This is a genomic window from Advenella kashmirensis WT001, assembly GCF_000219915.2.
Lineage (GTDB): Bacteria > Pseudomonadota > Gammaproteobacteria > Burkholderiales > Burkholderiaceae_B > Advenella > Advenella kashmirensis.
The window spans coordinates 2043617-2066750 of sequence record NC_017964.1; the positions used below are offsets into that span (position 1 = coordinate 2043617).

Annotated in this window: 20 protein-coding genes and 5 pseudogenes; 13 read left to right on the top strand and 12 right to left on the bottom strand. The window is 53.4% G+C overall.

The features are described 5' to 3' along the window. The first annotated feature begins 34 nt into the window (after nt 1-34). The 4 genes and pseudogenes from TKWG_RS09560 (at nt 35) to crcB (ending at nt 3636) form a co-directional block, all read left to right on the top strand. Entirely contained in the window at nt 35-688 is a 654-nt protein-coding gene (locus tag TKWG_RS09560; protein ID WP_014750639.1) for an ankyrin repeat domain-containing protein, read from the top strand. A gap of 36 nt (nt 689-724) precedes the next feature. Beyond that, nucleotides 725-1492: a hypothetical protein gene (locus TKWG_RS09565; RefSeq protein ID WP_148274515.1), complete on the top strand. Its 768-nt coding sequence runs from the start codon at nt 725-727 to the stop codon at nt 1490-1492. Nucleotides 1493-1666: 174 nt separating this feature from the next. Further along, nucleotides 1667-2967: pseudogene (locus TKWG_RS09570) on the top strand (Glu/Leu/Phe/Val family dehydrogenase). 298 nt (nt 2968-3265) lie between these two features. Next, nucleotides 3266-3636, top strand: a pseudogene (crcB, locus tag TKWG_RS09575) (fluoride efflux transporter CrcB). A 313-nt stretch (nt 3637-3949) separates the two neighbouring features. On the opposite strand, the gene TKWG_RS09580 reads toward crcB, so the two are convergent. The 6 genes from TKWG_RS09580 to TKWG_RS09605 all read right to left on the bottom strand — a co-directional run bounded on the left by TKWG_RS09580 (nt 3950) and on the right by TKWG_RS09605 (nt 9186). Then, entirely contained in the window at nt 3950-4648 is a 699-nt protein-coding gene (locus TKWG_RS09580) for a glutathione binding-like protein (protein WP_014750643.1), read from the bottom strand. Beyond that, nucleotides 4645-5127 (bottom strand): glutathione peroxidase, encoded by a 483-nt coding sequence (locus TKWG_RS09585; protein ID WP_014750644.1) that lies wholly within the window; start codon nt 5125-5127, stop codon nt 4645-4647. The genes TKWG_RS09580 and TKWG_RS09585 overlap by 4 nt, the downstream gene beginning before the upstream one ends. Before the next feature lie 2 nt (nt 5128-5129). Next, entirely contained in the window at nt 5130-6023 is an 894-nt protein-coding gene (locus TKWG_RS09590) for an EamA family transporter (protein WP_014750645.1), read from the bottom strand. A 248-nt stretch (nt 6024-6271) separates the two neighbouring features. Continuing rightward, nucleotides 6272-7255, bottom strand: coding sequence for a tripartite tricarboxylate transporter substrate binding protein BugE (locus TKWG_RS09595; protein WP_014750646.1), 984 nt, complete (start codon nt 7253-7255; stop codon nt 6272-6274). Nucleotides 7256-7358: 103 nt separating this feature from the next. Beyond that, complete coding sequence (locus TKWG_RS09600) at nt 7359-8303, bottom strand: DMT family transporter (RefSeq protein WP_014750647.1); 945 nt, start codon at nt 8301-8303, stop codon at nt 7359-7361. A 1-nt stretch (nt 8304) separates the two neighbouring features. Continuing rightward, a complete protein-coding gene (locus TKWG_RS09605) occupies nt 8305-9186 on the bottom strand; it encodes a LysR family transcriptional regulator (RefSeq protein WP_014750648.1) in 882 nt (293 codons plus the stop codon). 127 nt (nt 9187-9313) lie between these two features. On the opposite strand from TKWG_RS09605, the gene TKWG_RS09610 reads away from it, so the two are divergent. The 6 genes and pseudogenes from TKWG_RS09610 to TKWG_RS09630 all read left to right on the top strand — a co-directional run. After that, nucleotides 9314-9994 carry an RraA family protein gene (locus TKWG_RS09610; RefSeq protein ID WP_014750649.1) on the top strand — a complete coding sequence of 227 codons (681 nt, stop codon included), beginning with the start codon at nt 9314-9316 and terminating at the stop codon, nt 9992-9994. 12 nt (nt 9995-10006) lie between these two features. Next, entirely contained in the window at nt 10007-10993 is a 987-nt protein-coding gene (locus TKWG_RS09615; RefSeq protein WP_014750650.1) for a hydroxyacid dehydrogenase, read from the top strand. Between the two features lie 85 nt (nt 10994-11078). Next, a pseudogene (locus tag TKWG_RS09620) lies at nt 11079-12052 on the top strand (tripartite tricarboxylate transporter substrate binding protein). Nucleotides 12053-12067: 15 nt separating this feature from the next. After that, nucleotides 12068-13233, top strand: a pseudogene (locus TKWG_RS09625) (alpha-hydroxy acid oxidase). 65 nt (nt 13234-13298) lie between these two features. Further along, nucleotides 13299-13481 carry a hypothetical protein gene (locus TKWG_RS23255; RefSeq protein ID WP_148274516.1) on the top strand — a complete coding sequence of 61 codons (183 nt, stop codon included), beginning with the start codon at nt 13299-13301 and terminating at the stop codon, nt 13479-13481. Beyond that, nucleotides 13420-14617: pseudogene (locus TKWG_RS09630) on the top strand (M20/M25/M40 family metallo-hydrolase); the annotation flags it as partial. The gene TKWG_RS23255 and the pseudogene TKWG_RS09630, both read left to right, overlap by 62 nt. A gap of 157 nt (nt 14618-14774) precedes the next feature. On the opposite strand, the gene TKWG_RS09635 reads toward TKWG_RS09630, so the two are convergent. The 6 genes from TKWG_RS09635 to TKWG_RS24815 form a co-directional block, all read right to left on the bottom strand. Further along, on the bottom strand, nt 14775-15650 hold the full coding sequence (locus tag TKWG_RS09635) for an SMP-30/gluconolactonase/LRE family protein (protein WP_014750652.1): 876 nt from the start codon (nt 15648-15650) through the stop codon (nt 14775-14777). Between the two features lie 86 nt (nt 15651-15736). Further along, complete coding sequence (locus tag TKWG_RS23000; protein WP_171815152.1) at nt 15737-16387, bottom strand: ABC transporter permease; 651 nt, start codon at nt 16385-16387, stop codon at nt 15737-15739. Next, nucleotides 16384-17766: an ABC transporter permease gene (locus TKWG_RS09640; RefSeq protein ID WP_085946365.1), complete on the bottom strand. Its 1383-nt coding sequence runs from the start codon at nt 17764-17766 to the stop codon at nt 16384-16386. The genes TKWG_RS23000 and TKWG_RS09640 overlap by 4 nt, the downstream gene beginning before the upstream one ends. A 1-nt stretch (nt 17767) precedes the next feature. Beyond that, the gene (locus tag TKWG_RS09645) at nt 17768-19288 is read right to left on the bottom strand and encodes a sugar ABC transporter ATP-binding protein (RefSeq protein ID WP_014750653.1); all 1521 of its coding nucleotides are present in this window, start codon (nt 19286-19288) and stop codon (nt 17768-17770) included. A 66-nt stretch (nt 19289-19354) separates the two neighbouring features. Next, nucleotides 19355-19786: a type 1 periplasmic-binding domain-containing protein gene (locus TKWG_RS24810; RefSeq protein WP_238534352.1), complete on the bottom strand. Its 432-nt coding sequence runs from the start codon at nt 19784-19786 to the stop codon at nt 19355-19357. A 41-nt stretch (nt 19787-19827) separates the two neighbouring features. Further along, the gene (locus TKWG_RS24815) at nt 19828-20481 is read right to left on the bottom strand and encodes a substrate-binding domain-containing protein (RefSeq protein WP_238534353.1); all 654 of its coding nucleotides are present in this window, start codon (nt 20479-20481) and stop codon (nt 19828-19830) included. A gap of 160 nt (nt 20482-20641) precedes the next feature. Between TKWG_RS24815 and TKWG_RS09655 the strand changes: the two genes are divergently transcribed. From TKWG_RS09655 to TKWG_RS09665, 3 genes are all read left to right on the top strand, one after another. Continuing rightward, the gene (locus TKWG_RS09655; protein ID WP_014750654.1) at nt 20642-21337 is read left to right on the top strand and encodes a GntR family transcriptional regulator; all 696 of its coding nucleotides are present in this window, start codon (nt 20642-20644) and stop codon (nt 21335-21337) included. 86 nt (nt 21338-21423) lie between these two features. Further along, nucleotides 21424-22026 (top strand): DNA-3-methyladenine glycosylase family protein, encoded by a 603-nt coding sequence (locus TKWG_RS09660; RefSeq protein ID WP_014750655.1) that lies wholly within the window; start codon nt 21424-21426, stop codon nt 22024-22026. A gap of 368 nt (nt 22027-22394) precedes the next feature. Further along, nucleotides 22395-23063 carry an RraA family protein gene (locus TKWG_RS09665; RefSeq protein ID WP_014750656.1) on the top strand — a complete coding sequence of 223 codons (669 nt, stop codon included), beginning with the start codon at nt 22395-22397 and terminating at the stop codon, nt 23061-23063. Nucleotides 23064-23134: the final 71 nt, after the last annotated feature.

A 23134-nucleotide genomic window follows, 5' to 3' on the forward strand; every position in this document is an offset into this window, starting at 1 on the left:
TTAAATTAATTCATATGGTTAGGAGATATATATAATGTATTACATGAATAAGGGATTCATCCTGAGAAAAGCCATGCTTACAGCCACACTGGCTATTGCTGTCAGCGCATGCGCGGCCAATGCCGGCAGCAGCAGTGGTTTATGGAATGACATTAAGAACAATCGCACCAGTGAAGTAACGCAGGCGCTGTCCCAGGGTACCGATCCCAATGCGGTCAACGAAAACGGTGAGCCCGCACTGATTCAGGCAATCCGGGACCAATCGATGGAGGTGTTTGATGCGCTGGCCGCCAATCCCAAGACGGACGTGAATGCAGTCAATCGCACGGGAGAAACGCCTCTGATGTATCTGGCGATTATCGGCGATTTGCCGCGTGCCCAGAAACTCGTTGCGCGGGGCGCAAAAGTGAACCGGCTGGGCTGGACTCCGTTACATTACGCGGCTTCCAAAGGGCATACGGATGTAGTCAAATTCCTGCTGGGCAAGGGTGCTTACCCGAACGCGCCAGCGCCTGATGGCAGTTCTCCACTGCTGATGGCGGTAACCTCGAAAAATGCTGATACGGTGCGTGCACTGGTGGCGGCGGGTGCCGATCCGCGGGCAATAAACCAGAAAAACGTGAGCGCACTTGATATGGCCCGCAAACTCGGTAATGCCGACGTGCTCAGCGCATTGGGTACAAAATAAGGATATACGACCATGACCAGGTACTTGAAATCTCGTTTGGCCAGAAAACAATCCCTTTATGCGGTGGTGGGCCTGGCGTGCGCGCTGGCCGGCGGCACAGCTCACGCAGAACAGAGCTATTGCGACAGCCCATGGCTGGTGCCCAATACGCGTCTGTCCGGCTCGGTCGACGGGGCGACCGCCAGATTTTCAGTACTGGTCAATCAGGTAAACCGGGTCAGTGCGAATCAATGTACGGCCCAACTGACAGTCGATGCAGACGCGCCCATCGCCGGACAAAGAGTGCAGGGTACCGGGCCCTTTACGCTGACGGTGGAGCAGGGCAGATCGACACTTAGCGGTTCCTTTGATGCCTCTGGGCTGATGAATACGCTGATGAAAACATCGGTTGAAAGCGCACTGACCGGCTACTTCCTCAAGCCTGCAAACACAGTCAAGCCGGGCGAGACGCTTTCCCCGATTTCCGGCCATTCCAATGTCAACCTGACCGTCACCCTGCAAAATGGCATCCCGCTGAATCAGATCAATGTTAGCAACGCGACCATTTCAACCGGTCCCAGAAAAGTCGGGAAGCTGCAAAGTCACGCCACATCTGTCGGAACCTTGCAATGTATGCCTGTCACCTATACGGCAACCACATCCAGTGGTAATCTTAGTGGTGCGCCGACCGGGAACGGCAACGCAAGCAGATCCGGCACCGCACAGGTGACCGATTGGTATTGCCCCGAAAAAGGGTTGACCATGGAATCGGTTGTCACCCGCGGTAGCAAGAAAACACGCGCTGTGATCAATTCCATCCAGTAATTCGGTCTTGCCGCGAGAACTAAAGGCATCATCGGTGAGGCCGAAAGAGGCAGTCTGCTATTGTTTGAAACATACATTCAATCTGTCCCTATTTAAATTTTCGCAAGCAAAAATGGGGACAGATTAAGTTGGCGTTACACTTGTGCTTTATCTCATCATGTCAAGGAGACGATTTTGAGCCAGGATACATCCAGCAACCGCCAGCATGCCTTACCTTCCTACCTGAATTCGGAAGATCTGGGGGCATGGGGCATTTACCTGCAACAAGTGGATCGGGTCACGCCGTATCTGGGGTCACTGCAACGCTGGGTTGAAACACTCAAACGTCCCAAGCGCTCATTAATTGTCGACATTCCCGTGGAACTGGACAATGGAACGATCGCCCATTTTGAAGGTTACCGGGTACAGCACAATACCTCGCGCGGCCCGGGTAAGGGTGGGGTGCGTTTTCACCAGGACGTCTGCCTTTCTGAAGTGATGGCGCTGGCTGCCTGGATGTCAATCAAAAATGCGGCGGTCAATTTGCCCTTTGGCGGCGCCAAGGGCGGCGTACGCATTGACCCCCGCAATTATTCCAAAGCCGAACTGGAAAAAGTGACACGCCGCTATACCAGTGAAATCGGTGTCATTATCGGCCCCGCCAAGGATATTCCGGCACCAGACGTCAATACCAATCCGCAAACCATGGCCTGGATGATGGACACCTATTCGATGAATGTCGGCGCAACAGCCACCGGCGTCGTTACCGGCAAACCCATTTCACTGGGCGGCAGCCTGGGACGCGTTGAAGCGACCGGCCGTGGCGTATTTGTGGTTGGATGCGAAGCTGCCCGGGACATCAATTTGTCCATCGAAGGCGCCGTGTGGCGGTCCAGGGTTTCGGTAATGTGGGCGGCACGGCGGCACGGCTGTTTTTCGAAGCGGGTGCCAAGGTCGTTGCAGTGGCTGATCACACCGGTGCGATCAAAAACACCAACGGAATTCAGGTGCATGAACTGCTGGCACATGTGGAAAAACATGCCGGCGTCAAAGGCTTCGCAGGCGCAGAAGAAGTCGCTGTTGACGACTTCTGGTCGGTGCAGACAGACTTTCTTATTCCTGCCGCGCTGGAAAACCAGATTGATGTCCGGGTCGCCAATCTGGTGAACGCAAAAATCGTGGTTGAAGGCGCCAATGGTCCAACTACGCCCGACGCCGACGATATCCTGAATGAAAAAGGCGTATACGTGGTGCCAGACGTGCTGGCCAATGCGGGCGGTGTGACGGTCAGTTATTTTGAATGGGTGCAGGATTTCTCCAGCTTTTTCTGGACCGAAGACGAAATCAATCACAGGCTGGAGCGCCTGATGCGTGAGGCCTATCGTGCGGTTTCAGAGGTGGCAAAGCACAATTCGGTCACCTTACGCACTGCCGCGTTCATTGTCGCGTGCTCGCGGATTCTGGAGTCCCGCGAAGTGCGTGGCCTGTATCCCTGATCAACGGCCATCTGCCCGTGGTTTGGCAATAGCCTCGCGATTTATCCTGCGGGCATAGTTGGTAACGGCGCACCAGACGCATGATCTTGTCTGGTGCGCACGCAACATGCTACTATTTGAGCCATGCGGAGAATGGCTATCCTTCCGGCTTTGGCCGAACCGCTGCCCCTCGGGCAGATCTGATACCTGCGCAACCTTCTGCCTGATGCATGCATTCTGGCGCTGGAATCCGCGGGTATTTTTATGCCTGCACCTTATTCAACCTCCACGGAGTCACGCCATGCTGCAATCTTTGCTCATGATAAGTGCCGGCGCATCTTGCGGGGCAGTATTGCGATGGGCTCTTGGTCTTGCGTTGAATAACGTCTTTCATCCTATTGCAATGGGTACGCTGGTCGCCAACCTGAGTGGTGGCTACCTGATCGGCCTTGCATTAGGCGTGTTCGCTGCCTTTCCCTCATTTCCTGCGGAATGGCGATTGCTTATTGTGACCGGTTTTCTGGGCGCCTCACAACGTTCTCTACGTTTTCGGCTGAAGTGACAATGCTGCTGCATCAGGGAAAAATCCAGTGGGCCCTGCTGGAAATTGGTGTGCACGTACTTGGCTCGCTCTTGATGACGGCCCTGGGTCTTTACACCGTTACGGCAATCCGCCGTTTGTATGAGTAATACGTATCAGACATGTTTGCTTGGTTCTTGATGGAGGGCTCTGTCACAGAACGACGAATGATGGCAAATGGTTAACGTGCTGCAAGAAAGTATAAGGTAAGTGCAGGCAGGGACTCAGGTAATGACGAGTGTAATTGTTTAGCGGATCGCGTATGCAATTGCATGTGTAAAATGGGTACAGGATAGAGGGCAGGCTATAGACGGTAAAGCTGATCCATGCGACACGCCAGAGACGGCATCGCGGCCAATATCGTTCTTGTCAGCCCGCGCCAATCAATCCTTGCGGCTCAATCTGCGCGGGAGAAGGCGAGCCTTATTTATCCTCGTTGTTGTTGATGCCGAACAAAATCTTCTTTGCTTCATCGTCATTGGGTGGCTGCCCGGGGTTGATTCGATCGACCACGGCATAAGCACGCTGGGTTGCCGGGCGCGCGGCAATCGCTTCAAACCAGCGCTTCAGATTGGGAAAGTCGTCCAGGTTCTGCATCTGACGCTCATGTGGCACCACCCAGGGATAGCAGGCCATGTCGGCAATAGAATAGTCACCTACGATGAACTCGCGATCCTGAAGGCGACGATCCAGCACGCCATATAGCCTGCCGGTTTCCTTGACGTAGCGGGCAATGGCATAGTCGATTTTTTCCGGCGCGTACTGGCCAAAGTGATGATTCTGGCCTGCCATGGGGCCGAGCCCGCCCATCTGCCAGTTCAGCCACTCCAGCGTCTGAGTCCTTGCGCGCAAGTCAGCAGGCATGAATTTGCCGGTTTTTTCGGCCAGATATTGCAATATGGCGCCAGATTCAAAGACCGAAATTGCATCGCCATGGTCATTGGGATTGTTGTCCACGATGGCGGGGATGCGATTGTTCGGCGCAATCTTCAGAAATTCGGGTGCAAATTGATCGCCTTTGCCGATGTTGATGGGATGAATGGTGTATTCCAGTGCTGCTTCTTCAAGAAACAGGGTGATTTTGTGTCCGTTAGGCGTAGTCCAGTAATAGAGATCAATCATTTCAATGCTTCCTTGATATCCTGTTCAATGTCCTGCGGTTTTACCGTTGGTGCGTAACGATGTCGTACTTGACCGTCGCGACCAACAAGAAATTTTGTGAAATTCCATTTGATCGATTGTATACCCAGCAGTCCCGGTTTTTCTTTCTTAAGCCATGCAAAGACCGGATGCGTGTGTGGCCCGTTGACCTCGGTCTTGCGGGCAAGCGCAAATGTCACGCCAAAATTAAGCTCACAGAAATCCTGGATTTCCTGGTCGGTGCCGGGTTCCTGGCTGCCGAACTGATTGCAGGGAAAAGCCAGTACCACCAGGCCTTGGTCGCGGTACTGTTCATGTAGACGCTGCAGGCCGGTATATTGCGGCGTAAAGCCGCATCTGGAAGCGACATTGACCACCAGCACGACTTTGTCGCGCAAGGACGACAGAGGCAATTGGCTGCCGTCTTGCAACGTGACGTTCATTGAATAAAAATCGCTCATTGCTATTCCCTCTCTGTATCGGTCACCGGTGGTGCAGGTGAGGTATAGGCGCAGCCGATAGATGCGGCAACGATGAAGGCGATCGCCAGCCACTGGGCCAGCGTAAGCTGTTCATGCAGTATAACCAGTCCGGCCAGCGCACCCATGGCCGGCTCCAGGCTAAGCAAAATACTCATTGTCTTGCGCGGGAGCGACCGCAATGAAATCATTTCAAGTGAATAGGGCACGGCGCTGGATAAAATGGCAACCAGCAGGCCTGAAATCATGAAGGCAGGCGTAAGCAGCGTGGCGCCACTATGGGCAATGCCAAACGGCAAGACAAACATAGCCGCTACCGTGATGCCCAGCGAGGTCGCCTGGCCAGGGTGAATATTACGCGTGCGCTGGCCGAAAATAATATACAAGGCCCAGAAAACTCCGGCACCAATGGCAAACATCACACCCACCGGATCAATGGCGGATACGTCCTGCTGCGATGGAGGAATCAGCAAGTAGAGTCCCAACGCTACAAAACCGATCCACAGGAAATCAATTTTACGGCGCGAGGAAAAAATAGCCAGCGATAACGGCCCCAGGAATTCAATGGCAATGCACAGACCCAGTGGTACCGTTCGGATGGCCATGTAAAACAGAAAATTGATCAGTCCCAGACACAGGCCGTAACTGGCAATGGCCAGTGCATTTTTGCGCGACAGGGGAAAACGCCAGGGTCGCCATACACACCACAGCAGCAGCGCGGAAAACCCCAGGCGGTAGGCGGTGGTGCCCTGAGCGCCCACAGCATCAAACAAGGATTTGGCAAACGACGTGCCGATGCACAGTGACGCCATGGAGCCGACCAATGCGACAATCCCCATGGTCTGTGTATATGTTCGTATTGAATTGCTCGCTGCCATACCCTCTCATCCTTTGCGTCATTCTACCTGAAATCAGCCTTGCCTTAAGGGTTTATACCGGGGCGGTTTATGCAAGTACAAAGCCGTGCCATCGGATCGATGCACGGCTTGAGAAAAATGCCCGAATGCCTGTTGTACCGGCTCCTGCTGGTCAACTTCAGTCGCTAAGCAGGTGCAACATGTTGCTGCGCAGGCAAAGATGCAACAGGGTGGATATCATGCAGTCAATCGGCCCGTGGTTGTGTCGATCAATTGCGTTTCATTTGCAAATTGCCTTTTTTCACAATGGCTTTGGCAATGTCGTATTGTTTTTTGATTGCTTCGGCAAAATGCTCCGGTGAGCCGGGATCGGGGATGGCGCCCTGTTTCTGTAAGGCGGCAACCACATTGGGTGCGGCAAGTGCTTCGGTTGCCGTCTTGTTCAGTTTATCGATAATCGCTTTGGGTGTACCAGCCGGTGCCAGCAATCCATAGAACACGCCATTGTTCAGATCGGGGTAACCCTCTTGGGCATAGGTGGGCAGATCCGGCAACTCCTTGATACGTTCCGGCCAGGCCAGCACGATGGGCTTGAGCTTGCCGCCCAGGATGTTGGGCATGGACGAAGGCAGGTTATCGAACATAACCTTAACTTGTCCGCCCACCACATCGGTTAGCGCCGGACCGGCACCCTTATAGGGCACATGGCTGATTTCCACACCCAGTTGCTGTTTGAACGCTTCCCCCATCAAATGCGCGATGCTGCACACGCCGGGCGAGGCATAGGAATATTCCTTGGGGTTCTTTTTCAGCTCGGCGACAAATTCCTTGAAATTGCTGGCGGGAAAGGAGGGGTGAACCTCCACAACATTGGGCGTATTGACGAAATTGGATACGGGTGCGAAATCCTTGACCGGGTCATATGTCAGGTCATCGGGACGACAGGCAGGATTGACCGCCATGGTAGACACCGTGGCAATACTCAGCGTGTAGCCATCGGGTTTTGCCCGGGCAGTCTCAGCTGCGCCAATGGCTCCGCCTGCACCGGCCTTGTTTTCAATGACCATGGATTTGCCGATGATTTTTGACATTTCCTGAACAACGATACGTGCCACAATATCGGTGGAGCCACCTGGAGCAAAAGGTACAATGACCCGGATCGGTTGGGTTGGATAGTCGTCGGCGGCATACGCGGACGAGGCCACAAGGCCGCTTATGGCGGCAGACAGGGCAATACGGGACCAGAGTTGCATACTCACTCCTGAGATGTATAAAAATGAACAGAGCAGCAGGTTATTAGAAATCCGATATGAAATATATGAGTGAATACCATTAGCGCTTGCTGAGCCTGCCGCCTTATTTGTCACTGATCGGGCTTGGTCTGTGCCGTTCTGGCACGCAGCGACGCCTGGTGCTGGCCAGCAATACACCGGTGATGGCAACTGCCATACCTATCCAGCCAGCGGGTGCCATGGTTTCGCCCAGCATGAACATGGCAACGACAGAGGCGCAGGCCGGCACCAGAAAGAACAGGGCGGAGACTTTGGCCGCCTGTTGGCGCCTGACCATGGCGAGCAACAGAGAAATGGTGATAATCGAATTGCATAGCACCAGATAGGCCAGGGCGCCGCCGAACTGCCAGGTCAGCTCGACATGATTGGTTTCCATGAGCAGGGCCAGAGGCAGGCAGAATACCAGCCCAATAGCACACTGAATGATATTGGCGGTGACCGGATGCGTCCCTGCGCCGCTGGTGCTGCTGACGCGCTCATATAATACGCCGGCGGTCATGGCGAACAGGGAGATGATGACCAGTACCAGGCCGAACCAGGAGCCCGCTTGCAAGGAAGATCCTGAAGCAATGACGATCACGGCGCCAGTCAGACCAAGGCCCAGTCCGAGCCACTGCAGACGGCTTTGGCGTTCGCCGGTCAGTTGCGGGGCGCTAATGCCAACCAGAATGGGTTGCAGCGAGACGATCAAGGCTACGGTTCCGGCGCTGACGCCCTGTTTCATGCCAACGTAGCTGAAACTGAAATACATGAACTGGATCAGCAGGCCGACAATGCAAATATTGGTCCATTCCCGACGTGTCGCCGGCCAGGATAAGCCCATCAATTTCTGGATGGGTAGCAGGGCGAGCACCACGCAGGCATAACGCAGGGATAGTAGCGTCAAGGGCTCGGCATACTGCAGTCCGATTTTCCCGAAACTGAAGCCCGATGACCACAGCAGAATAAAGACAATGGGTGCGCCCCAGGACCACCATAGGGTAGGGCTGGGAGAAGGTGCGGGGGTCATATTAATTGAACAAGTTCCGGGCGTACATGGCAATGGATTTGCTGATAGTAACGCGCGGGCTCTGATTTGACCATATCATGCCGATCTTGCGGATCTGGGTGCGGCCTGGCAGGGCGACTTTCTGAATACTCTTTCCCAGGCTTTCCAGCGAAAATGAATCGGGCACCAACGCGACGCCAACACCGCGGGCGACCAGCGCGGCAATGGTAAGCAAACTGTCTATTTCCAGGCGCTGATTTGGCACAATGCGGTGATCCTTAAGGTAGCGATCAACCAGCTGGCCACTATAAGAGCTGCGGGCATAACGGATAAACGGACTGGCCCGCAATATGTCATGGGCATTTTCCATTGACTTTGTCGTTGCGTATTTCGGCGGCACAATCAGTGTTAACGGCTCATCCTGAATCTTCAGCCAGGAACAGTTTTTGTAGATCGCAAATTGCGGCTCAATAGCGAGTGCAATATCCAGCGTGCCCGAATGCACTTGGTGGCACAGTTCTACCGATGGAGCATACGAAACAAAAATACTTACGTCAGGATGCTGCTCATAGGTTTTTTCCAGGAGCCGTGGCAGATGGGTAGTGAGGCCCGAAAAAAAAGAACCGAGTCTTAGTTCGCCCAGTACGTTGCCGCTTTTGACCATGGCAGTCATATCGCGGGAGTCCTGAATCATCTGCCGCGCCTTGTCACAGATCAGCAGGCCGTGCTCGGTGGGCCTGACAGTATGGCCTGAACGTCGGATCAGAGGCTGGCCAAGTTCCTGCTCAAGTGCACGGATGCGTGCCGACACCGCGCCGGGGGTGATGCCCAGATAGCGCGCGGCGTCCGAGATAGAGGCGCAATCCAGGGTTTTAATAAAGGTTTCCAGATAGTTCGTGTCCATGGCGTACCCAGTGGTTTCAACTGACGCATTAAAATTCGAAATATTTTTGCCTTTTCAATTCAAAAATATTCAGTATTTTTCTGATTCTACGCCATAAAATCGTCTCAACTTATCAAGGAGACAAATAATGGTTGAAATCAAAATACTTCAGCGAGCCCGAGCCGTCAGCGCAGCGCTGGTCAAGTCCTTTGCCGCCATTCCAGTTGCCAATATCAGCGACGTGATGCAGCGCCTTACGGCCGGTGGCCCATCGCTGCGGCCTATGCATGCGGGCGGTGTGCTGGCGGGGCCAGCCTTTACCGTCAAATCCCGACCGGGCGACAACCTGTTCGTGCACAAGGCCATCGCCATGGCCGCACCTGGCGATGTGATCGTCGTGGATGCGGGGGGTGATACGACAAATGCCATTATCGGTGAGTTGATGGTTCGTACCGCAAGCCGCAAGGGCATTGCCGGCATAGTGATCAACGGCGCCATTCGGGACCTGGATACCATCAGCCAGGGCGACTTTCCTGTGTACGCTGCGGGTGTGACACATCGCGGACCCTATAAAAATGGTCCCGGGCAAATCAATACAGCCATCAGTCTTGACGGCATGGTTATTGAACCGGGTGATCTTATTGTGGGCGATGCGGACGGACTGCTATGCGTGCCTTACGCAGAAGCTGAAGATATTCTCAAATGGGCAAGCGACAAAAACGCATTGGAGGCCGATATCATTCGTGATATCGACAACGATCGCCTGGATACCAGCTGGATTGACGTTGAGCTGGCAAAGCTCGGTTTTGTATCCAATGATGCCGGCTGAACAGGAAATATTATGAGCGAAAAAGTTTGTGTAGTACGCACCAACCTGTGGATTGATCCGATTTTTGACGCATTGCTCACAGCAAACGACAAAATTGATCTGCGTGTGATAGACGTAGCTGCGTCGCAACAGGAGTGGCACGAGACATTGCAACACGCCCATTACTATCATGTCTCGGCGGCCAAGGACGAGTTGCCTGCAGGGTTGTTTGTCACAGAAGCATTGCTGGCGCGTTGTCCAAGGCTCAAAGGGGTTTCGTCTTCCGGCGCAGGTTACGACACCATCGACATTGCCGCATGCAACGCGCGCAATATTACGGTGGTCAATCAGGCGGGGGGAAACGCCAACTCGGTAGCGGAAATGGCGCTAGGCTTGTTGCTGGCGGTGTCGCGCCGGATCGTAGAGTCTGATCGTGCCTTGGTTGCGCAACAGGCTAGCAGCCGCGAAGCATTGATGGGACATGAGGTTGCAGGTAAAACGCTGGGCCTGGTCGGCATTGGTCACATCGGAAGCCGCTTTGCCCAGATGGCAACTGGTTTGGGCATGAATGTACTGGCGTACGATCCGCATCTGACGCCGCAAGATATTGGCTTGCGGCAGGCCCAGCCAGTGTCCTTTGAGGCGTTGCTGGCGCAGTCTGATATTGTGTCGCTGCATTGTCCGCTGAATAATGACACACGCGATATGTTCAATGCCAGGGCGTTCAGCGCCATGAAGCCAGGGGCTATTTTTATTTCAACTGCACGTGGCGGCATTCATAACGAAGCGGATCTGCATGCCGCTTTGCACAATGGCCATCTGGCTGGCGCCGGCCTGGACGTCTGGCGTCAGGAACCGCCTGTGGCAGACAATCCGCTACTTGGCCATCCTCGCGTGGTGGCAACGTTTCACACTGCAGGGGTATCTCATGAAGGCAGGCACAATGTCGCTCGCATGGCTGCCCGGCAATTATTGCTGATGGTTGACGGTAAAACACCACCGCACGTGGTCACTTCCTAGCTGTATTACCAACGGGCTGCCCCTTGGCCAATAAAGCAGCGGGCGGCTCATTTATGTTTTTGCATTCTAATAACGGAGACAACCCATGAAATATACACTGACACGCGTCCTTGCCGCGACAGCGCTGATCTTTGGCACCGCCCAGGCTCATGCCCAATACCCCGAACATGCCATCAGTATGGTGGTGTCGTATGCGCCGGGGGGTGGCACTGATTTGGTGGCGCGAGCTATCGCACCCTATATACAGAAGTACCTGGGTGAAGGCGCCAACATCGTTGTGCTCAATCGTCCCGGTGCCGGTGGCGCGATCGGCTTTTCGGAAATCAAGCGCGCCAAACCAGATGGCTACACCATTGGCTTTGTTAACACGCCAAATATGCTGACGATCCCGATCGAGCGTAAAGCCAATTATCACTGGCGTGATTTTGATCTGATCGGTAACCTGATCGATGATCCGGATGGCTTTGCCGTTAGTGGTAAAGGCGATATCAAAACACTCAAGGATCTTGAGAAATATGCCAAGGAAAATCCGGGCAAGGTTACGGTAGGCACCACGGGCGTCGGGTCGGACGACCATCTGGCTATGATGAAATTCGAGAAGCTCACCGGCACAACCCTCAATCACGTACCGTTCAAGGGAGCCGGCGAAGTACGTAATGCAATACAGAGCGGACAGATCATGCTGGCTGCCATGAATGTAGGCGAAGTACTGGCCTATCAAAAGGGTGGCACAGATATTCGTTTGCTGGGATCCATGAGTGAGCAACGCAGTACGCTTGCGCCTGAGGTTCCCACCTTCAAAGAGCAAGGGTATGATGTCATCATGCGTCTTTAAGAGGTATTGCTGCGCCCAAGGGATTGCCGGAAGACATAGCGACAAAACTCAGGGTAGCGGTGCAGAAAGCATCAGCCGACCCGGAGTTCATTGCGAAAGCGAAAACCATGTTTGTGCCGCTACGCTATATGGACAACAAGACTTACCACGAAGAACTTGATCAGGCCGAAAAGGATTTCAAGGCTTTGTGGAAGGCAAGTCCGTGGTCCGAGAAAGCACAATAATCAGCGAGGGTGGTAATGGCACGAACAGACCGGGCACTTTGTCTGGATGACTTTGAAGCGATGGCGCAGCGACACCTGCCCAGACCCATTTTTGAATATATACGGGGGGGTGTCGAGACCAACGCATCTGTTGATGACAATCGTCGCGCCTTTCAAGAATATGCATTCATTCCCAGGTCGCTGGTGGATGTATCGGCAATCGACACCACCGTCTCTCTATTCGGGCGGCAATACCGATCGCCGGTGGGCATCGCGCCCATGGGTCTGAGTGCGTTGTCTTCCTATCGGGGCGATCTGGTGCTTGCTCAGGCCGCTGCGCTTGCAGGCATTCCCATGATCATGAGCGGGTCCTCTCTGATTCGTTTGGAAGAGGTGGTGTCCATTGCGCCACAAACCTGGTTTCAGGCCTACCTGCCAGGTGATGCGCAGGAGATTGCCAAGCTTGTTGACCGGGTCGCCCAGGCCGGGTTCAGCACGCTTGTCATTACGGTCGATACGCCTGTTGCGGCAAACCGGGAAAACAACATCCGCGCGGGGTTCTCTACGCCGCTGCGGCCCTCTTTGCGCCTGTTTCTCGACGGCCTGACGCATCCGCGCTGGGTCTGCAATACATTTCTGAAAACCTGCATCAAGCACGGCATGCCGCACTTTGAAAATAACTATGCAAGCCGCGGCGCACCCATTTTGTCGAAAAATGTATTGCGTGATTACTCGGATAGGGGGCATATCAGCTGGGATCATTTGCGTACCATCAGGAAGCAATGGAAAGGACAATTGGTCATCAAGGGGGTCCTGAGCAAACCGGATGCCGCCACAGCGATTGAGATCGGTGTTGACGGCATCATTGTTTCCAATCATGGCGGCGCCAGCTGGACGGCAGTATTTCCCCTTTGCGCGTATTGCCTGAAATTGCCGATATCGCCGGCCATATTCCGGTCATGCTCGACAGCGGGGTACGGCGTGGCACAGATGTCCTCAAAGCGCTGGCGCTGGGTGCGCGTTGTGTTTTTGTAGGGCGTCCTTTTGCCTACGCGACTGCAGTGGGCGGTCAAAATGGCACTAACAGAGCCATTGAATTAATAACCAGCGAAATAACACGAGACCTGGGGCTGCTGGGCGTGACTTGCGTGCAGGACTTGTCTGTTGACCATTTGCGCAGGCTATCGGGCATCAGAAGCTGATCCATCGTTGCACTTGACATGATCCAGATGCGGGAATAGAGTGCAATTTTTGGAGGAGACAAATCGTGTTATCACAATTGAAATTATCCCGCATCAGCCGGCTGTGTATCGGTGTTAGTGCTGCGCTTGCCATGAGCGCAGCCGTTGCCCAGCCCCAGGATGTCAAAGCCACCTTGACCTCGCTTAGCGAGTCCAAAGAAGTCAAGCGCTCATGGCGCCCTGGAAAAAGATCACGACCGGACCATTGAAGACCTTCGCAGCATTACCGAAGTTGAAGCGCCGCCTTTCAAGGAAAAGACACGCGCTGAATATGTATTGAAGCGTTTCAAGGCGGTTGGTCTTTCAGATGCAGCGCTCGATTCCGCGGGCAATGTGGTAGGCATTCGCAAGGGAAGCGGCAAGGGCCCGATGCTGCTCGTATCGGCCCATCTTGATACGGTCTTCCCCGAGGGTACAGACGTTAAAGTCAAAGAGCAGGACGGCAAATTACTGGCGCCGGGTATCGGCGATGACACGCGCGGCATTGCCGTCCTCATTTCGTGGATCAAGGCGCTCAACGAACACAAAGTAAATACCGTCGGCGATATCATGTTTGTGGCAAACGTAGGCGAAGAAGGGCTGGGCAATCTGCGCGGCATGAAAGCGCTGTTCAAGGAAAACAAGAATATTGACGGCATGGTCGGGCTCGAACCCGGCGAGGGCGATAAAGTACTCACTCAGGCACCGGCAGCCATCGCTATGAGGTGTCGTTCAAAGGTCCTGGCGGACATAGCTTTGGCGCCTTTGGCAAAGTACCCAGCGCCATTCATGCCATGGGGCGCGCCATTGCTCACATTGGCGACGTTCAGGTTCCCACCGATCCCAAGACAACGTTCACAGTGGGCACCGTGGGCGGCGGAACGTCAGTCAATACGATCGCCGGCGATGCCAAAATGGCAGTTGACATCCGCTCTAACGAAACACCGTCGCTTCTGGAAGCTGAAAAGAACATTATGGCGGCCATTGAAAAGGGTGTAAGGCAGGAGAATGAACGCTGGAAATCCGAGGCCAAAATCACTTTCGACGCAAAATTGATTGGTGATCGGCCTGCAGGGAAGACGCCCAATGACAGTGTGATCGTCAGGGCGGCGCTGGAGTCAATTGCACTGGCTGGCGGCAAGGGCCAGACCAGAGCAGGCAGCACAGATGCAAACGTGCCAATGAGCCTGAATATTCCTGCGGTTATTCTGGGTAGCGGTGGAAAATCAGGTGGTTCTCACTCCCTGAAGGAATGGTTTGATCCAACTGACGCCTGGAAGGTTCGCAAATCAGCTTTACCACCGTATTGTCGCTGGTCGGCATTCAAGGGGTTAGCGAACCATTGTTGAAAAGCGCTGCAAAATAACGGCCGCATATGGCGTGAACTGAAGAGAATGTGGCGGCAGTTCAAGCCCGTGGTATCCCGGATAATGTCGATACCCTGGCTTGGCTGCCTCTCGTACCTGAATCATGCCGGCATGCACTTTTTGCATACGAATCCACGAGAACCAGACGCTACCTTCTTAGCCTGCAAATCGATGTTCAGGCAAGCCTCGTACCCCCAAGCCGGAAATGGCGAACACACTACCACCCAGCACATTGTCTGTGGGGAAGCGGGCAAGCGGCGGTCTCGACATGCAGGTCACATATAAAATATCCAGATTGGGCCCACCAAACATAACGCTTGTCACATTCTTTACCGGCATGGGAATGGTCCGATCAATGGTGCCGTCCGGACGATAGCGAACAAGATTTCCTTCATAGACTTGGGCGTTCCACAAGCAACCTTCCTCATCCACCGTCGATCCGTCGGACGACTTGAAGTGTTCTCCCTGCAACGTAGTAAACACGCGCTTATTCGATATATCGCCGGTGCGCTGGTCATAGTCGTAAGCCCAAATGTCGCCACACCAGGTATCAGAGAAGTAGAAAGTATTGCCGTCCGGACTCCAGCACGGGCCATTGGACACAATGATATTGTCTTCCAGTTTGTGGACGCTCATATCAGCATCAAGCCGATACAGCGCGCCATTGGGGCCTTCTTCCAGTGTGTCCATGCTGCCGAAAAGAAACCGGCCCTGTGCATCGACCTTGCCATCATTCAGGCGGTTATTGAGTCGTTCCGGTTCGGGGTCCGTAATCAATTGAACCTCGCCGGTCTCAAAATCCAGCGTATGAATCCCCCGCGCCAGTGAAACAATTGCGCCACCATTTTTGCGTAATGCCATAGATCCTATTTTTTGCGGCACTTGCCAAGCGCGGACTTCGTCTCCCTGAGCCGTTGCACGAAACACCCGGCCGTCTGCACTGTCAATCCAGTACAGGCGCTGTTCCTGAACATCCCACAGCGGACCTTCGCCCAGCGTGGTCTTGACGTCTACCAGCACTTCGATTTTCATACCTCTCTCCTTGGATAAATGAAGTTGGCTTCTTCTCTTGGTTTTCTGTTCATGTCGATCTTGAATGTTTGGCATTGCACCGTGCGCTATCTGGCCCGTTCGCGCAGCATTGCAACCGCGCCCAATAACACGATGCCAAATAGAATAGGGCGCACCGCATAGGGTAAACCACTACCTGCGAGCAGAATTTGCAGGGTCGTCAGAAGCAGTACGCCGGCAAGAATGCCCAAATAGTGCCCGCGTCCACCAGTAATCAAACCGCCGCCGACCACAATGACTGCAATGGAGGGAAGCAGATAATCGTCACCCATTCCCAGGCTGGCCTGCCCGGAAAAACCGGTCAGCAGGATACCGGTAATAGCAGCACACACCGACGACAAGACATAAACCAGAATCAACACGCGGCGCGTGGACACGCCCGACAGATAGGCCGCGTTTTGATTACTGCCGGTTGCGTAGATATGGCGACCAAAGCGCGTTTTACTTAGCAGGAATACCGAGCCGATCACGAATATAATCAGCAGCACGATTACAGGTGTGATACCAGCAACCCGTGCTGTCATGAGCCAGCTTATCGACGGCGAAGGGAATGCGCTGGGTGTACCCCCTGAGTAGAGCAGGGCGATGCCTTGAAGGATACCATTGCTCGCCAGTGTGGCAACGATGGGCGAAATACCGAGAACGGCAACCATCACACCGTTACTTACCCCTATCAGTACGCCAATAAGTAAAATCACCGGCAATGCATAAAGCAACGCCTCGTTGGAACCTGCGTTAATCCGGTAAACAGAATGCCTGACAGCGCAATGGTCCAGGGAATGGACAGATCCAGTCCCCCGGTGAAAACCACCACACCCTGACCCAATGCCAGGATAATCAGGAACGTTGATAAGACCAGCATTGAGTTCCAGTAAGACCATTCATATACATTGCGGCCCAGCAAAAACTGCGTGGCAATGAGCAGGATCATCAGTCCGGCGAGCGCGGGCAGTGATATACGAAGGTCCTTTTGATGCTTTTTGAAAAAACTGATGCGACTGTCCGGCAAGTCCGGGCTATTTCCACTTACATCTATGTATTTGGACTGTGGATCAAGCTGCGATGCAAGTCGTCCGTGACGCATTGCCCGCCATCGGTGTCCGAGCAGTCGGAGAAACTTTCTGAGTTCAGAATCCTTGCCAAGGCCTCCGATCATGACGGCAACGATCAATACGACACCCTGGGCGATGGTGGAGTAGTAAGCAGAGATATTAAACAACAGCAGAATATTGACAATCAGCATGAGCACAAATGCGCCAAGGACCGACCCCACTGGCCCGCCTTTGCCGCCGCCCAGACGGGTGCCGCCAATAACAATAGCGGCAAACACGGACAGCAGTAGTGAATTCCCGACTAGCGGATCACCGGCGCCGGTCTGTGCGCTAAGGAAAAAACCTGCCAGGCCGTAAAACGCTCCAGCCAGCGTGTAAGTCAGTAAATAGCTGCGTCCCAGCGGGATACCGACAGCACGGGCTGCCTCGGGATTACCGCCGATGGCATACAGATGCAGGCCGAACGGTGTTCTTTTTATCCACGCCCATACAAGGAGGCACAGAATGACGAGAAACACCGAGGCCGGAAACAGCTCGGGTAACACATCGCCCATCAGATAGGTACCAAGCGAAGTCGGGACGGTCCCACCGGGTGAGTTCATGATCAGTAACGTGATTCCCTGGATGATGAACATGGTGGACAGCGTGACAACAATGGGCTGAATCCTGGCATAGGCAACCAGTACGCCATTGACAAACCCGCAGCCTGCACCGACCAGTATTGCCAGCATAAACGACGCGGCAAAGGCTGCCGGGGTACTATCGTCAATATAACCAGCGGCAAGCATGACATTCACAAGTGAAATAATCGCGCCTACGGAAAGATCAAAACCACCGCTTAATATTACCAGTGTGCCGCCAAGGGCCGCCAATGCCAGTGTCGTACCTCCGCTGGCAAGCAATGACACGTCAAAATAACTGAAGCCGGCGCTGGTGGCGATAATGATGGCGAGCAAGATCACAAGCACCACAAAGGCCGTGATCAGATTTCCATATTTGTGCAGCAGGGTGTATTGCTGATTCATCTCACTGTGCTCCCGCCTGCCGCAGGTTCCCCATGGCAACGTCCATGATGCGGGTCTCGCCTATATCGCCTCCCGCTAAGGTTTCCCTGATTTCACCTTTGTACATCACATGTACGCGATGGCTGAGGTTGACTACTTCCGAAATCTCTGTCGAATAGAACAGTACCGAGCCGCCCATTGCCGCGAAGTCGGCAATCAATTCGTACAACTCATGTTTTGTGCCGACATCAATGCCACGGGTGGGATCAAACAGCAGGAGTATGCGGCTGCGCGCCAGCAGCCATTTGGCGATGACAATTTTCTGCTGATTTCCACCGGAAAAAGAGGCGGCATCCATCCAGAGAGCTCGACGATCAAGCTCGATCCTGTTAAACACTTTAGCGGCCGACTGTGCTTCATTTTTTTCGTTAAGGGTGCCGTAGACGCTGAAGTGGTCCAGTACCGGCAGCGAAGTATTCTTCAGGCCGCTTTGATTCAGCAGCAGCCCTTCCGTTTTCCTGTCTTCTGGCACAAAACCGATACCGATATTGGGTCTGATGGCATCTACTGGTGACAGTAATGTGAGCGGCTGGCCATCAAGCAGCAGTGTTCCCGAATCGGGCTGTTCAATGCCAAAACACAATTGAAACAGGTCAAGCTGCCCCATGCCCTGCAACGCAGCAACGCCAAGAATTTCGCCTTTTTTAAGATCAATAGTGATATCGTTCAACCGCGATGTGTGGACGTTTTTCAATGTCAGCACAGACTCATCCGTTGGGGGCAGTTGTTTCTTTGGGTATACCTGGGAAATTGAGCGACCGACAATGGACTCAACAACTTCGGTGTCCGAGAATGCATCGGCCGGGCGCGTAGCAACATGATGGCCATTGCGCAGAATCGAGAGATCATCACAGAATTCGCGTACTTCTTTCATGCGATGAGAAATAAATATAATTGTCACACCCTCGGCTTTAAGTTTGCCGATAATGTCGCCCAGCCAGTTGACGTCCGACGCCGTGAGGGTGGATGTAGGCTCATCCAGCAGCAGGATCTGTGGCTGGCGAAATAGCGCGCGGGCGATTTCCAGTTTCTGTTGCAGGGCAAGATTGTAGCGGTTGACAGGCAGGTCCAAAGAAATCGGAAAATCCAGTTCGGCAAAATGCCGTTCCAACCGCTGGCGCAAAGCGCCGCGCTTGAGCATACCGGTTCGATTGGTTGCCGAGTAGGGCAGCATCATATTATCGAAGACAGACAGATCAGGCAGCAGCGTCATTTCCTGAAAGGCAGTCTGTATCCCCGCTTCTTGTGCGCTGCGTGGCGAGACAAGCCGCGCCTGTTGACCAAATATTTCAATCGTACCCATAGTCGGTGCAATCAGGCCCGACAGCAGTTTGACGGTGGTTGATTTGCCGGCGCCATTTTCTCCCAGCAACGCGTGGACACGGCCGCGCGTGATTGTTAGGGAAACAGCGTTCAGCGCTTTTATCGGCCCGTAGTTCTTTGAAACATCCGACAGACGTAATGCAATGGCGGACTCATTCATAGTGAGCAATTCCAGTATGTAGACGGATTGGACGCACGCATGGCATGCGCCTCATCCAGGCATTACTTATTGTGTGTCTGGCTCTGACTTGAGTGCTGCGTTAATACCCAGCCCTTCAGTTTGCTCGGAATAGATCGAGGCAAACCAGCCTGGCTTGCTAACCAGTTTCGGAGAAAAAACGTTGCAGCCATCCTTCAGGTCTTTCCAGCTGCCGTCCTTACATAGTTTGATCGTTTCGTTGGTTACTTGCGGCAGGGGCAGTGTGATTTTCTGCGGGAACGTCTTGCCCTCGATGGACTGCACCGCCAGCTTTAGCGCCAATGCGCCTGAATAGGGCGGAGAGGCATAGGAAATTCTAGGCGCACCAAGAGGACGATAACTACCGGTAGCACCATCCAGTTTTGTGTCGGGCGGGAGCATCTGCACGCGACCGCCGTTGGAGCCTTCACCGGCACATGGCAGCAGGTCTTTGGCGTCTTTGCCAGCTTCCAACTGCATGGAATTTGCCGTGTAGCAGCCCACCTGAAGCCACAGCCCATCTATCTGGTCCCAGTTTCTGACGGCCACAATTTTTGACAATTCAGTTCGGGCAACGGCCTGGTTCCACATGCCAGGGGTCTCTGCACGATTTTCATCTCGGGGTGTTTGGCAAATACTTCCTTGGCCGCTTCGGTTCGATATTTATCCACCGATGTGCCAGGCACGCCCGTGAGCATAACAACGTTGCCTTTGTAATTCATTTTCTTGGCCAGCCATTCTGCAGTGACCCGCCCGGCCTCGTGCTGGTCGATGGCTACGTTATGCGCACATGGTTCAGTGACCTCGCCATCGTAGGCAAAGATTTTTACGCCTTTATCGCATGCATTTTTGATCACACGGTTCAGTGCGGTAGGAGAGATCGGAAATACGACGATGGCTTCGGCGCCCGCCTGAACCATGGCGTTGATCTGCTGAATTTGTTTTTGCGCATTTTCCCCGGATACTTGCACCTGAAGGTCAACCTTATCTGCCAGTTCCGGTGTTTTGGCCATGGCTTTGACCATATTGGCCGCCTCCGCCTGCCAGTCATTTCCGATGAAACTCATGCTCAGATAGATTTTGTGTTTTTTTGCCGCCTGAGCGTGCGTCACCGCACTCAGAGGGGCCATGGTCAACGCCAGCAGTGATGCCAGTAGTACAGATTTGGTTTGCATCTTATGTCTCCGGTAAGATCCAACTTCAAATTGAACGAATATTATTTTTTCTTTGGTTTGCCCATGAATATCAGGCTATTGTATGATCTGTGATCACACTATGTTTGGAAGTTAGCATGAGATTTGCAATACTGTCAATATTTGCGAGGGAAGTATTTCGATGATGGAAATGAGCAATAAACTAAAAAAAGTAGATCGCAGCAAGCTCTCGGATCGGGTGCATAGTGAGCTCAGTTCTTTGCTGATTTCAGGTCAGCTTTCCCCCGGGGATATGTTCAGTTTGCGTGGCCTGGCGGACACGCTTGGAACAAGTGCCATGCCAGTGCGCGAAGCCGTAGGCAGGCTGGTCGCAGAGAGAGCGCTTGAGATTCTCCCGAACCGAGCCATTCGTGTACCGCTGATGACGGTCAGTCGATTTCTCGAACTACGGACGATCCGTATTGAATTGGAGGGGCTGGCGACGGCGCGGGCGGCCGTCAACCGCAGCCAGAAACAGTTGACCAGGATGCAGGATATTCAAATGCAATTCGAGGTGGCCAGAAAAGCCCGCGAGCCAAACGGAAAAGCAGCTGTCAGATTGAACAAAAATTTGCATTTTTGCGTATATGGTGCGGCAGGCATGCCTATCTTGTTCGACATGATTGAAGCGCTCTGGTTGCAGATCGGTCCGGTTCTTAATTACGATCTGGCGGTCAATTCTGAGAGGTTGGTTAATCGGCAAGCGCATATTCATCATAAAAATATGGTGGATGGGATCAAGATGAAGCAACCTGAATCGGCCCGTGCTGCCTTAGTGGCAGACTTAATGAGCGCCAGTGAATTGATCATACAAAAAGATGTACTCTCGCCGGGATAGCCGGCATGCTTGCGCACTATTGGATTGCTGATTGATATGGCGTGGCCAGGCCATTACAATTGCCCCGAGACCAACCGGAGCACACCATGCCGATATTCCAATACGGGGAAACCGAAGTAGAATGGCTGAGCAAACGCGACAAACGCCTGGCTCAGGCTATTGAACGTATCGGCTTGATTGAACGCAGTACGATGCCCGATCTATTTACCGCATTGATTCAATGCATTATCGACCAGCAGATTTCAGCTGCTGCTGCGCGCACTGTCAACGCACGAATCCTTCAGGTATGCGGCGGACACATGAGTGCAGAGGCCTTGCTGGCAGCCGGTGCAGATAACCTGCAACGCTGCGGCACGAGCATGAGAAAAGTGCAATACATGCTTGGCGTGGCCGAGGCGGTCCAGGCGGGGAAGTTGGATCTGTCTGCGATCCCGGCAATGGACGATGCGCAAGTAATCCAGACCCTTACGGGTTTAAAGGGAATCGGAATCTGGACCGCCGAAATGCTGATGATATTTTCGCTGGGTCGCCCGGATGTATTGAGCTGGGGAGATCTTGCCATTCAGCGAGGCATAATGCGCTTGTACAATCATAAGGAACTGCCGCGCGAGCGCTTCGAGCGCTACCGACGGCGTTATTCGCCATACGGCAGCACCGCGTCGCTTTATTTATGGGCGCTGGCCAAATAGTCACTTGATTACCTGGGCCGGCGCTTTTGCGGCATCAAAACGCCTGAAAACGTTTTGCGATAATGCTAGTACGATTCAAAAATAAACCAAACCTTTATCCTCGGGAAAATCCCTATATTGACGTGCATTCATTAAACACATTAATATTAGTTAAACGTTTAACTAATATTTACCATGATGCGATGACTCTCCGAGGAGTTTCGTTGTTTTGGTCCGTTTACCAGTCAGTCCCAGTAATTACTAAACGAATGCACGGTCATCAACTGCATAAACGCAGCATCTTCATCAGATATTTTTGCGAACCGTAAGTGGTGACGCGAGCGTAACGTGGAGCTGGCAGCGGGCATCAACACACTACGAGGCCATTAATGATAGAGCAGCAGTTTGATTTTGAGAATCTGAAAGGCAGGTTGTATACCGCTGTACTGTCCGATGTACTGGACAGTATGGGCTATCGGAACCAGGCAATGTTGCCGTTTGTGCGCCCTTTGTCCGAAGAGTGGACCATGTTTGGCCGTGCGCGAACGGGCTATTTCATGAACACTTTTTCTGTGGCTCCGGGCGAGAACCCATATGAGCATGAGATTGCACTGATTGATGATTTGAAGCCTGACGATGTGGTCGTATTGGGCTGCGATGGCCCGACAACCCGTATTGCACCCTGGGGAGAGCTGCTTAGTACCGCATCTCAATACCGTGGCGCGGTGGGTTGCGTAACCGATGGCCTGGTAAGAGATATTCGATATATCCGGAAGTTGAATTTTCCAGTCTTTCATGGTGGGATCGGGCCATTGGATTCGCAGGGCAGAGGCAAAATGATGAATTACGATTTGCCGATTCAATGCGCCGGGGTAATGGTGCGGCCCAATGACCTGGTCTTTGGTGACGCCGATGGGGTGATTGTGATTCCGATCGAGATAGCCGCACAAGTGATTGAACAGTCACTGCAGAAGGTGGAAAGTGAGAACCACACGCGTCAGGAGCTGGCCCGGGGCCTGTTATTGCAGGACGTCTATAAGAAATACGGCGTACTGTAATGGCCTGGGCTCAATATTAATAGCTGCGACTGGTTACCGGCCGGTGTTTTCCTGATGGCTTTGGATCCGCT

Coding starts and splice junctions, on each gene's coding strand:
- TKWG_RS09605 (WP_014750648.1), bottom strand. CDS start 9,186: ATGGACACGAACTATCTGGAAACCTTTATTAAAACCCTGGATTGCGCC.
- TKWG_RS09645 (WP_014750653.1), bottom strand. CDS start 19,288: ATGAATGAGTCCGCCATTGCATTACGTCTGTCGGATGTTTCAAAGAAC.
- TKWG_RS09635 (WP_014750652.1), bottom strand. CDS start 15,650: ATGAAAATCGAAGTGCTGGTAGACGTCAAGACCACGCTGGGCGAAGGT.
- TKWG_RS24815 (WP_238534353.1), bottom strand. CDS start 20,481: ATGCAAACCAAATCTGTACTACTGGCATCACTGCTGGCGTTGACCATG.
- TKWG_RS09585 (WP_014750644.1), bottom strand. CDS start 5,127: ATGAGCGATTTTTATTCAATGAACGTCACGTTGCAAGACGGCAGCCAA.
- TKWG_RS09595 (WP_014750646.1), bottom strand. CDS start 7,255: ATGCAACTCTGGTCCCGTATTGCCCTGTCTGCCGCCATAAGCGGCCTT.
- TKWG_RS09560 (WP_014750639.1), top strand. CDS start 35: ATGTATTACATGAATAAGGGATTCATCCTGAGAAAAGCCATGCTTACA.
- TKWG_RS09660 (WP_014750655.1), top strand. CDS start 21,424: ATGCCGATATTCCAATACGGGGAAACCGAAGTAGAATGGCTGAGCAAA.
- TKWG_RS09600 (WP_014750647.1), bottom strand. CDS start 8,303: ATGACCCCCGCACCTTCTCCCAGCCCTACCCTATGGTGGTCCTGGGGC.
- TKWG_RS09655 (WP_014750654.1), top strand. CDS start 20,642: ATGATGGAAATGAGCAATAAACTAAAAAAAGTAGATCGCAGCAAGCTC.
- TKWG_RS09640 (WP_085946365.1), bottom strand. CDS start 17,766: ATGAATCAGCAATACACCCTGCTGCACAAATATGGAAATCTGATCACG.
- TKWG_RS09665 (WP_014750656.1), top strand. CDS start 22,395: ATGATAGAGCAGCAGTTTGATTTTGAGAATCTGAAAGGCAGGTTGTAT.
- TKWG_RS09615 (WP_014750650.1), top strand. CDS start 10,007: ATGAGCGAAAAAGTTTGTGTAGTACGCACCAACCTGTGGATTGATCCG.
- TKWG_RS09590 (WP_014750645.1), bottom strand. CDS start 6,023: ATGGCAGCGAGCAATTCAATACGAACATATACACAGACCATGGGGATT.
- TKWG_RS09610 (WP_014750649.1), top strand. CDS start 9,314: ATGGTTGAAATCAAAATACTTCAGCGAGCCCGAGCCGTCAGCGCAGCG.
- TKWG_RS24810 (WP_238534352.1), bottom strand. CDS start 19,786: ATGCAGTTGGAAGCTGGCAAAGACGCCAAAGACCTGCTGCCATGTGCC.
- TKWG_RS09580 (WP_014750643.1), bottom strand. CDS start 4,648: ATGATTGATCTCTATTACTGGACTACGCCTAACGGACACAAAATCACC.